The organism is Sutcliffiella horikoshii, assembly GCF_021991925.1.
Lineage (GTDB): Bacteria > Bacillota > Bacilli > Bacillales > Bacillaceae_I > Sutcliffiella_A > Sutcliffiella_A horikoshii_F.
In genome coordinates, this window is the sequence record NZ_RXZI01000002.1 from 848,214 (window position 1) to 858,856 (window position 10,643).

The 10,643-nt window shown below is 40.3% G+C and carries 10 protein-coding genes, 1 tRNA gene, 1 rRNA gene and 1 riboswitch; of the genes, 7 read left to right on the plus strand and 5 right to left on the minus strand.

Features of this window, described 5'->3' with window-relative positions; all coding sequences use genetic code 11:
- Positions 1 to 100 precede the first annotated feature (100 nt).
- The 4 genes from dcuS (at position 101) to EKQ44_RS09505 (ending at position 5,103) form a co-directional block, all read left to right on the plus strand.
- Complete coding sequence (dcuS, locus tag EKQ44_RS09490) at positions 101 to 1,693, plus strand: DcuS/MalK family sensor histidine kinase (RefSeq protein ID WP_237663286.1); 1,593 nt, start codon at positions 101 to 103, stop codon at positions 1,691 to 1,693.
- Complete coding sequence (locus EKQ44_RS09495; RefSeq protein WP_237663287.1) at positions 1,690 to 2,400, plus strand: response regulator; 711 nt, start codon at positions 1,690 to 1,692, stop codon at positions 2,398 to 2,400. Before dcuS ends, EKQ44_RS09495 begins: the two co-directional genes overlap by 4 nt.
- A 130-nt stretch (positions 2,401 to 2,530) precedes the next feature.
- Complete coding sequence (locus tag EKQ44_RS09500) at positions 2,531 to 3,721, plus strand: NAD(P)-dependent malic enzyme (RefSeq protein WP_237663288.1); 1,191 nt, start codon at positions 2,531 to 2,533, stop codon at positions 3,719 to 3,721.
- 50 nt (positions 3,722 to 3,771) lie between these two features.
- Positions 3,772 to 5,103 carry a 2-hydroxycarboxylate transporter family protein gene (locus EKQ44_RS09505; RefSeq protein ID WP_237663289.1) on the plus strand — a complete coding sequence of 444 codons (1,332 nt, stop codon included), beginning with the start codon at positions 3,772 to 3,774 and terminating at the stop codon, positions 5,101 to 5,103.
- Here EKQ44_RS09505 and EKQ44_RS09510 read toward each other — a convergent pair.
- The 3 genes from EKQ44_RS09510 to EKQ44_RS09520 all read right to left on the minus strand — a co-directional run bounded on the left by EKQ44_RS09510 (position 5,084) and on the right by EKQ44_RS09520 (position 7,014).
- A complete protein-coding gene (locus EKQ44_RS09510) occupies positions 5,084 to 6,028 on the minus strand; it encodes a DMT family transporter (protein ID WP_237663290.1) in 945 nt (314 codons plus the stop codon). The two genes, EKQ44_RS09505 and EKQ44_RS09510, sit on opposite strands and share 20 nt — an antisense overlap.
- Before the next feature lie 149 nt (positions 6,029 to 6,177).
- A tRNA-Ala gene (locus tag EKQ44_RS09515) sits at positions 6,178 to 6,249 on the minus strand.
- Between the two features lie 63 nt (positions 6,250 to 6,312).
- Positions 6,313 to 7,014, minus strand: a complete 702-nt coding sequence (locus EKQ44_RS09520) for an MgtC/SapB family protein (protein ID WP_237663291.1) — start codon at positions 7,012 to 7,014, stop codon at positions 6,313 to 6,315.
- A 171-nt stretch (positions 7,015 to 7,185) separates the two neighbouring features.
- Between EKQ44_RS09520 and EKQ44_RS09525 the strand changes: the two genes are divergently transcribed.
- Together EKQ44_RS09525 and EKQ44_RS09530 are read left to right on the plus strand one after the other, a co-directional pair.
- Positions 7,186 to 8,085 carry a DMT family transporter gene (locus EKQ44_RS09525; protein ID WP_237663292.1) on the plus strand — a complete coding sequence of 300 codons (900 nt, stop codon included), beginning with the start codon at positions 7,186 to 7,188 and terminating at the stop codon, positions 8,083 to 8,085.
- A gap of 16 nt (positions 8,086 to 8,101) precedes the next feature.
- Positions 8,102 to 8,617: a GNAT family N-acetyltransferase gene (locus EKQ44_RS09530; protein ID WP_237663293.1), complete on the plus strand. Its 516-nt coding sequence runs from the start codon at positions 8,102 to 8,104 to the stop codon at positions 8,615 to 8,617.
- Positions 8,618 to 8,678: 61 nt separating this feature from the next.
- Here EKQ44_RS09530 and EKQ44_RS09535 read toward each other — a convergent pair whose 3' ends face one another.
- Both EKQ44_RS09535 and thiT read right to left on the minus strand, forming a co-directional pair.
- Positions 8,679 to 8,861: a hypothetical protein gene (locus tag EKQ44_RS09535; RefSeq protein WP_237663294.1), complete on the minus strand. Its 183-nt coding sequence runs from the start codon at positions 8,859 to 8,861 to the stop codon at positions 8,679 to 8,681.
- Positions 8,862 to 9,258: 397 nt separating this feature from the next.
- Positions 9,259 to 9,843 carry an energy-coupled thiamine transporter ThiT gene (gene thiT, locus EKQ44_RS09540; RefSeq protein WP_237663295.1) on the minus strand — a complete coding sequence of 195 codons (585 nt, stop codon included), beginning with the start codon at positions 9,841 to 9,843 and terminating at the stop codon, positions 9,259 to 9,261.
- Between the two features lie 170 nt (positions 9,844 to 10,013).
- Positions 10,014 to 10,116: riboswitch (TPP riboswitch) on the minus strand.
- Between the two features lie 429 nt (positions 10,117 to 10,545).
- On the opposite strand from thiT, the gene EKQ44_RS09545 reads away from it, so the two are divergent.
- Positions 10,546 to 10,643 (plus strand): 16S ribosomal RNA (locus tag EKQ44_RS09545); the annotation flags it as partial.

The following is a 10,643-nucleotide window of genomic DNA, read 5'->3' on the forward strand; positions in this document are numbered from 1 at the left end:
TTTAGGTATTTTTATGTTACTGATGGATTACATATAATTTTATTTTCCTCCTCTATTTTCTGTTAATATAGTAGAAATGAAACTCCGGGAGGATTTACATATGTTGAAGAAATTGAGATTGAGGCCTCTCATTATATTATTGGTATGTCTGGTAGTCGTGCTATCCCTTTTAATAACGGATATCTTGATAAGCCAGCACGTAACGAAAACGATCAAGGAAGACCAAGAAGAGAAAGCCAAGACAATTGCAAGGATTGTTGCGAAGGATGATAAAGTTAGACAGGGATTGATAGTGGAAGAAAAAACGCCAGATATTCAGTCCTATACACAAGATATTTTGGAAACGGCAGATGTTTTATTTATTGTCGTAATGGATATGGACGGGATCAGAAAGTCGCATCCAAATGAAGAAAATATAGGTCTTCCATTTGAAGGTGGGGATGAAAAAGCGGTTCTTGAAGGTGAGGAGAGTACATCCATATCCAAAGGGACAATGGTGACCTCTTTGCGTACCTTCACCCCTGTTTATGATCAACAAGGGAACCAGATTGGAGCCGTTGCAGTAGGGATATCCCTTGATAAGGTAGAAGATACTGTATTTGCTAGCCACTTAAAGCTACTTATCGGTTCATTATTCGGCTTGATTGCAGGCTTAATTGGTGCGATTTTGATCGCTGCCTATATTAAAAAGACGTTGTATGGCTTAGAGCCTTTTGCCATTGCTAAAATCCTGCAGGAGAGGGACACGATGCTCCAGTCTGTGCGGGAGGGAATTATTGCGGTTGATAAAGAAGCCAGGATAGTGCTTGTAAATAAATCCGCACTTGCTATTTTCCAAAAGGCAGGACTTGAGGGCAATCCCGTGGGAATGAAAGTAAGTGAGTATATGCCTAGTTCCCGTCTGGACAGAGTACTGACCTCTGGAACGCCGGAATTGGACGAAGAACTTGAGATCAACGGGATGTCCTGTCTCGTCAATAGGGTTCCGCTCCAAGTGGATGGTCATGTGGTAGGAGCGATCTCGACCTTTCGTGATAAAACGGAAGTGGATATATTGGCAGAACAGCTGACAGGTGTTAAATCATATGCAGAAGCTTTAAGGGCTCAATCTCATGAATTTATGAATAAACTTCAAGTCATTTTGGGAATGGTCAGGCTGAAGAATTATGATCAACTCTCAAGTTTTATAAATGAAACGGTCCAAAATCGTCACAAAGAAATAGGCGTCGTCACGACGAAAATAGAAAATCCGGTTCTATCAGGCTTCATTTTGGGCAAATTGAGTGTTGCCAGGGAGTCAGGAGTACAACTGTCAATCAACACGAAAACGGTGATTCCCGAATCTGTTCCATCCAATACCGTTCATGAACTGATCACTATACTAGGAAACTTGATTGATAATGGCATGGAAGCAGTAAAATATAGGGAGATTAAAGAGGTCAATATCACAATATCTAAAAATGAAGACGTGCTTACCATTGTGGTAGAAGATTCCGGTAGCGGGATCAAGGACGTGGTTCTTAAAAATATATTCTCCAAAGGGTACTCTACAAAAGGTCCCAACCGTGGATACGGGTTATTCCTCGTGAAAAAAAGTGTGGATAAACTTGGAGGGACACTAGTAGTGGATACATTTCAAAACAAAGGGACCACTTTTCAAATAGATATCCCATATGGAGGTGAACAACCATGATTAAAGTCTTGATTCTAGATGATGATCCTATGGTAGCAGAATTCAATAAACGGTACCTTGAAGAGTTGGACGGATTTACTTTGGTAGATATTGTTCATACCCCTGATGCCGCCCAAGATATTCTGCAGAAAAAAGAAGTGGACCTTTTTCTACTTGACAATTTTATGCCAGGAAAAACAGGTCTTGAACTAATGAGGAATTTAAGAACAGTACAAGCCCGTTTGGACGTCATTTTTATTACAGCTGCATCTGATTCCCAAACCATTCAAGCAGCTTTAAGCTATGGGGCTTTTGATTATCTTATCAAACCTTTTGAATTTGATAGATTTAAGCAGTCACTCCTAAGATATAAAGATAAATGGACCCTGTTATCCAATCAACAGGTCTTTAACCAAAAAGAACTAGATCAACGGATACTTCATCAGCAACATCAAGCAATGGAAGCAGAAAGTCTACCTAAAGGATTGACAAAAGCGACCTTGAAAGTGGTAATGGACGCAATACAACTGAAAAAATCCGACTCCTTTTCCACAGAGGATATTGCAGAAATCACTCAAATATCCAGAGTATCCATCAGAAAGTATTTAAAATTCCTGAAGAGTATCGGCGTACTAGGGGAAAGGATGACGTACGGAACAATCGGCAGGCCCATTTATCAATACGTCTATAAAGAAATGAACGTGGATGTACTTTCGAAGTACTATTAAAAAAGTGACCAGTCTTGGTCACTTTTTTTAGTTACAAAACTCGTATATTACTTTATTAATCTATGAAAATTCCATCTATCCAAGTAGGATGAAAAAAAGTGAAAGCGATTTCTTTAAAGGAGAGATGGATATGAAAGGAACGAATTTGAAAGAGAAAGCTTTGAATCTTCATCGGGAGAATGCTGGAAAGATTGCTATCGTCAGCAAGATTGATATACAAACGGAAGATGATTTAAGTCTAGCTTATACCCCTGGTGTAGCGGATGTCTGCAAAGAGATTGCCAAAGACTCAAATAAGGTTAATTCCTTAACATCAAGAGGCAATATGGTGGCGGTTGTGACAGATGGTACCGCAGTGCTGGGTCTTGGAGATATCGGCCCTAAAGCAGCGATGCCTGTCATGGAAGGAAAGAGTATCCTCTTCAAGCAGTTTGCAGATATAGATGCATTTCCGATTTGTCTTGATACCACAGATGTGGATGAAATTGTATCCATTGTCAAAGCGCTTCAGCCAACCTTTGCGGGGATCAATTTAGAAGATATTGCTGCACCAAGGTGTTTCGAAATAGAAGAGCGATTAAAAAATGATTTGGACATCCCGGTGTTCCATGATGACCAGCATGGGACGGCAATTGTTATATTGGGTGCATTGATCAATGCATTAAAGCTGATAAAGAAACCGATGGAGACGACTAAAATCGTCATCAACGGAGCAGGGGCTGCAGGAATTTCCATTGCGAAGCTTCTTTTGACGGCGGGCTTTGCGGATATTTCACTTGTCAGCCTCGAAGGTATAGTTTGTGAAGGACTGGATTGGATGAATGCCTCTCAAGCAGAGATAGCGAAAAGAACGAATCTACACCAGATTAATGGAACACTTAATGAAGCTATCTCCGGTGCAGATGTATTCATCGGCGTTTCCGGCCCGGCCGCTTTGAAGCAGAGTCATATCATGAAAATGGCAAAAGATCCAATCGTCTTTGCACTTGCAAATCCTATCCCAGAGATTTATCCGGAAGAGGCCTTGGCCGCTGGGGCAGCAGTGGTTGGAACGGGTCGCTCCGATTATCCAAACCAAATCAATAATCTATTGGCTTTCCCAGGAATATTCAGGGGAGCCCTTGATTCCGGAGCAACCGATATCACAGAAGAAATGAAAATCGCTGCTGCTTATGCCATTGCAAAAATGGTAGGCGAAAAAGAGCTGAGTGCAAATTATATCATTCCAAGCGCATTGGACAAGCAGGTGGCTGTGGAAGTAGCCAAAGCTGTCGCAAGTAATGCTAAAAAGAAATCCATCCAATCAAGTTCTGTATCTTAAAAGATGCAGAACTTGGTGCTCAATATTTTTAGAAAAGGGAGTTGTTCTACATGGAGCAAGCTGTAAAAAAGAACACAGACACTCTACCTTCCAACAAAAAAACAAAAATTTATTCTATTCCCAATCAACAAGGTGTAAGCATTTTTAATATACCAGTAGTATGGTTTGCCGTATTCCTTGTTTTGACAGCGCTGGCTGTATACACGGACAATCTGCCAACTGGTATGATAGGTGCGCTCCTTGTCATGGTAGTATTTGGGGAAGCATTAGGTTGGATAGGCGACCGTTTACCTATCATCAAGACCTTTCTCGGCGGAGGAGCCATTGTCGCAATTTTTGGTTCCGCTTACATGGTGTATAGTGGGATGTTACCAGAGAGTGTTTCAACCTCCATCAACGACTTTATGACAACGGGAGGCTTCCTTGATTTTTATATTGCAGCCTTGATCACAGGCAGTATTTTAGGGATGAACTCCCAAATGCTTGTAAAAGTAGGCGTCCGATTCTTCTTGCCGATCATGGGTGCGGTGCTCGGTGCAATGGCTATCGCTGCTATTGTCGGTATGCTGGTCGGATTCACACTCCAGGAAGCGGTATTAGTCATTACCCTGCCGATACTTGGTGGTGGAATGGGTGCCGGTGCAGTACCTATGAGTCAAATCTATTCGGAACTTTTAGGAAACAGTCCTAGCTATTATATATCTATCTTGGTGCCGGCATTGGCCCTTGGAAATGTATTTGCGATTGTCCTTGCAAGCGCATTGAATGTGTTGGGGAACAAGATGCCAAGCCTCTCAGGAAATGGAGTCTTAATGAAAGGTTTTACGTATGAAAAAACAGTACAAAAATACGAAATAGGAAAAATGGGTGCCGGGATGGCAGCGGCGTTAACTTTCTTTACTATCGGTTTCTTATTGGATGGATTGATGCCGTTGCATCCATATGCCATCATGATCATTTTGATTGCCATTGTAAAAATAGCTAACCTTCTGCCATCATCAGTCGTGGAAGGAGCGAGCCAGTGGTATCAGTTCGTTGCGAAAAACTGGACGTTGGCATTACTGTTTGGAATCGGTGTCGCATATACCGACCTAGAAGCAGTGTTGAATGCACTGAGCGTACAGTACATCCTTATTGTTGCTGGTGTGGTAGTAGGAGCTGTAATCGGTGCGGGTCTTCTAGGAAAGCTTGTAGGTTTTTATCCGATCGAATCAGCCATCACAGCAGGACTATGCATGGCAAATATGGGTGGAACAGGGGATGTTGCCGTATTATCTGCCGCAAAGAGAATGGAATTGATGCCATTTGCCCAGATTTCTTCAAGATTAGGTGGAGCATTAATTCTGCTGGGAGCAGGATTGATCATTCCTTTGTTCTTATAAAGAACCATGCTGAGATTTGACGTAACAGGGAGGGCACTAACTGCCCATTAACAATCACAACACCTACTATAATAATTACACCACCGAATACACTGGTGACATTTATTCTTTCATGTAATAAGGTTAAAGCTGCAAGTAAAGTTGTAATAGGTTCTAAATATAAAAACATGGAAACCTTTGATGCTACCATTACTTCATGCGCTTTCCCCCAATACCAATAAGCAATACCAGACACAAATATTCCAAGAAACAATAGGTGGGCCCATTCCCCGGCGTTAAGCAGGAGTAGGGATTCCCACCCTTTGTTTTTTATAAAAAAAGGAGTAGTTAGGATGAAACCTATAAAGCTCATATAAAAGGTTATGACTAGCGCGGGATAAGGGATACGGAGCCCTCTTAAAAGAATGGAATAGATAGCCCAGTTTAAGGTACTTAAAATCATCAAAATAAACCCAATGTTCAAGGTAAGAGTGAAAGGCTGGCCACTTCTTGCGGAAGTAATCATAAATACACCAACTACAGCCAGAATCATTCCAATCGCTCTTGAAAGGGTCATTTTCTCGTGTAAGAAAAGCATAGATAGAAAAACAGTGAAAATAGGGGATAAAGAAATAAGCCATCCAGCAGCAGAGGCATCTATCGTCAACAAGGCAGTCGCTTGCAATACTTGATGAACAAATACGCCTAAGATTCCCAACACTAGTAGATGGGGAATATACTTTAGAGAAATGGTTAATCGTTCGCGTGTTAGTACTAATAGAATCATTAAAAACAATGCTCCTATGCCAAACCTCGTTACCAATAAGGTGAAAGGATCAAGCTTATGCAAAACAGCCTTTGTGGACACAAATGAAATTCCCCAAAAACTGATGGCCATGGTAGCATACATGGAGGCAGTAAAAGTTTTTTTCATGGAGGTCATCATCGCGCTATCTTCCTTTCCAATGAATATCTTTTACCATCGTATGCTTGTCCGGTTTTAAGATATTCTATTGAATGGAAAATAGTTTAAGGGAATTACTTAATTAGAAGATCAAAAAAAGGCATCACTACAATGTAGTGGTGCCTTTGATATGGAGCGGATGGGATTCGAACCCACGACCCCTTCGCTGCCAGCGAAGTATTCTCCCACTGAACTACCGCCCCGATGCGACTGAATTTATTTTACCAAAAAATCAGCCTTTTGCAAACATTATTCGAAAAAAATTATTAGTCCAAGTTTTCTACTTCAGCTTGGATGACACCGGTCAATGATTTCAATTCATAATAGACATCTGTTGTGTATACTATCTTCTTGGTTGTGATGATACAGTTTAATACAATATCGTCTTTTTCTTCTTTTACTTTCACTCGCTTAATCGATAAGTTTTTATGATGAATCTCTTTCATGACCATGGTCAGGTCAACATCCTTTTCAAGGTAGATTTTCACTTTTATTTCTTTTTCCTTTAGTTTCTTTGGTCCTATCTTTTCAAAAAGGGAAGGAATGACCTTCACACCCAAGATGATAAAGATAACGCCAAAAGCACCTTCAATAAAAAATCCTGCACCTATTGTAATCCCCAATGCTGCAGAGGCCAATACCAATGCTGCTGTAGTCAAGCCGGAGATTGCTTCATTGCTTCTACGAAGTATCACGCCCGCTCCCAAAAATCCGATACCGCTAATTACATAGGAAGGAATACGTCCCGGATCCATGGGTCTCGAATACTCCTTTGAATAAAGAAAGGCGGATTCATAGGAGACGATGGTTAAGAGGCAAGCCATCACGGATACAATCACACATGTCTTTAATCCAAGTGGTTTTCCTTTTAATTCACGCTCTAGACCAATGATTATACCTGCAAAGGTTGCAAAGATAAGCTTTACAACAAAGTCGTACTCGTCGATATATTCGAAAAATAATTCCATATGGCACCTCCTGTATAAAATGCTGTATGATTCTTGTATAGGTTTCTTTCCATCGTTGCATGACAACTTTGGAAGCAACCTTTATAAATAACAAATGGTTAGAGAATTATAACAATATTCTGTACAATTAGAAAGTATAATTTAAGATGGAAATGGTTTGGGTGAAAGTGTATGAATAAGTGGTTTAATCCTTATGTGGCTCTCGCGGTGGGAGTGATAACTGTCTCCACCTCAGCCATATTTGTCAAACTGGCGGAAGCGCCAGCTGGAGTGGTGGCCTTCTATCGGTTATTCTTTTCTGTGTTATTTTTACTTCCCGTTTTTCTATATAAATATGTAGGGGAATTAAAGAGAATTAGAAGAAGAGACTGGCTTTTTTCTGTTCTTGCCGGAGTATTTTTGGCTTTTCATTTTATCTTATGGTTTGAATCCTTGAACTATACCAGTGTGGCTAGTTCTACAGTACTCGTCACACTTCAACCATTGTTTGCCTTTATAGGGACATACCTGTTTTTCCAGGAAAGGCTCAGTAAAAAAGCGATTATCAGTGGCATCATCGCCATTCTCGGGAGTGTTGTGATCAGCTGGGGAGATTTTAGAATAAGTGGAATGGCTCTTTTCGGAGATATCCTTGCGTTAATGGCATGTGCGCTGGTTACGGCCTACCTTCTATTCGGTCAGGATGTCAGAAAAAGACTATCGCTGGTTACCTATACATTCATTGTCTATGGATTTAGCACTGTTACATTGTTATTTTATGTGCTGTTTACAGGTGATTCATTCACAGGCTATCCTGCATCAGATTGGGGATGGTTCATCCTGCTTGCCATCTTCCCCACACTGTTGGGACACTCTTTATTTAACTGGGCAGTACGATATATCAGTACCAATGTGATATCCATGAGTATTCTCTTTGAGCCCATTGGTGCTGCAATTCTTGCATACTACGTATTAAACGAATCGGTAACATGGTCTCAATTCTTGGGAGGATCCCTAGTAATGTTAAGTGTAGGTTATTTTCTAAGAGAGAATAGAAAGAAAAATCACACCAATGTGTTAACCTCGGACTAAAAAAGGGGGAGAGGAAATGGAAGTAAGAATGGCGAAGCCAGGCGATGAATATGCAATTGCCGAGGTTCATGTGGAAAGTTGGAAAACCACCTATCAGGGTATTGTTGATGAAAACTATTTGCAAACATTATCTAAGAGCAGTCGAGCAGAGATGTGGAAAGGGGCTATTGCGCGGGGGTTCAGAGATAGTTGTTTATTCGTTGCATTAATAGAGGGGAAAATTGTGGGTTTTGCAAGCGGGGGACCTGAGCGTACGAAGAAATACGGAATAGACACGGAGTTGTATGCCATCTATTTGCTCAAAGAGATCCAGGGGAGAGGAATAGGTAAAAAACTCATTCAAGAAGTAGCAAGGTTCTTAAAGAAAAAGGACCATTCTTCCATGCTTGTATGGGTTCTAACAGAGAACCCTTGTAAGCATTTCTACCTTTCCTTCTTACCCGAAAAACTAGATACCGAACAAATAAAAATTGGTGAAAACAGTTACGAGGAAACGGCATACGTTTGGAAAGATTTGCAGAAGCTTTTATAGCGAAGAAAAAAAGCCGACATTGTCGGCTTTTAGTATGATTTTCTATCTGAATATGTAAAGTTTAACTTAACCGAGTGGCCATAATGGCAAAAAAAAGCGCAAGTGAAAAGCTCATAATCATGTTCTCTCCCCGTACTTTCCCCTCTGATTCGCTTAATCGCACCCCCTCAAAGTAAGCAAATAAAAACAACCCGATTGAAGTTAACAAAGCTATCAAAAATGCTGTGAATTTTATGAGATCCATATCTAATCCCCCTGATCTATCAATTATTCCATTAGTTACTCCATTATATGTAGGAAGCAAACGTAACATTCTAGTAATTTTTCTATCATCCCTTGTAAAAGCTCAGGCTTCATCAATCCAACCATTCGTTTAAATTAAGCAAATAAAAAAAGCTGATCTAATTGATCAGCTCAGACTGTTGACAAACTATAGTTAGGTTATCTGTTGGAAGAGTTGATCTTCGTTGCAGGAGCTTCGCTTTCCGCGGGCGGTCCGGAAGCCTCCTCGGGCTACGCCCTGCGGGGTCTTCCATGTCCCTTCCTCCCGCAGGAGTCTTCGCTCCTTCCACTGCGATCAACTAGAGATTTTTATCATTTTTGAACTTTGTCTACACACTGAGCTGATCTAATTGATCAGCTTAGGCAATGGACTTATTGAATCTAAAAATACGTGGAACCGTTTTGATTAACAATACTGTGACAACGGTTGTAACAACAAAGCTTGGTAACATATAAGAACCGTTGTAAATTAGAGAATAAAGCCACACAGGCTGACCTTCCGGAGCAAAGTGACCAAAGAATATCATGCCTGCCACGAAGTGTGCGGAGAACCGAAGTAGACATGCAAGGAAAATCGCAACTGCTACGAAAAGAATTAACTTCTTTAAATTATCTTCCTTAGAGGCATTCACCACTTGTTTTGCCACAACACCAGCAAATCCTAATACGACAAAAGCTACAATGTAATCTAAGAAAATTTGTACAGGATCTACTCCATAAAAGTTACCTGTTACTATTTGTAATAAACCCAGAACAAAGCCTGAAAGGATACCACCTTTCAATCCCCATCGAAACGCCATGATAAATATTGGTACCATTGAAATTGCTATAGATCCACCTTGGGGCCATACCTGTGATAAGGCTCCAGATAATAAATCTAGCATATAAGCCAAGGCACTAAAAATGGCAACCTCAACAAGAAACAAGGTATTATTTTTCTTCATATTATTCCTCCTTAAGATAACGGTACTGACATTAAGTTGTTGGTAAGCAGCCTAAAAGGCATCATCGTGCTCATTTAACCGCTATTATCATCAACTTAATGAAGTTACAGAACCATGGAAATAAAAAAAGCAATAAAGGAGGGCTCCTTTATTGCTTAGATAACGTTAAGAAATAAAATGCGCCACATCCCTACGATAGTACTAACTAACAGGTTCAAAGGGTCAGAACATAATAGTTCACTCTCAGCCACTGTGGCCCCCCTCGTGGAATTATTTAATTAATACTTATCATCATACATAACCTTCTAGAAAACGACAAGCTTTTTCCATCTGTCGAATGATCTCACTAAGTTTTGTAGATGATACGTTTCTTCTATAAGTATTATATGATGACAAAATTAAGTTGAAAATATTTCAGAAAAAGTATTGCAATATAGTTGTGAGGATGGTATATTTAATCTCGTCGCTTCGAGCAGGCGATATTGATATAGCAATAAAGCGCTTGAAAAATAATCAAAAAACAGCTTGACTTTAAATGTACAAGTTGTTATGATTAGGAAGTCGCTTTTGAGCGAAAAATGTAAGAAAATGATCTTTGAAAACTAAACAAAACAACAGCGTCATAACGTCGGTTCTACGGAACACGACAAAATGATTTTTAGTAAGACAAGCTAGCAAATTTTGAGCAAAAGCTCAGACTCTTTATTGGAGAGTTTGATCCTGGCTCAGGACGAACGCTGGCGGCGTGCCTAATACATGCAAGTCGAGCGGACCTTTTAAAAGCTTGCTTTTGAAAGGTC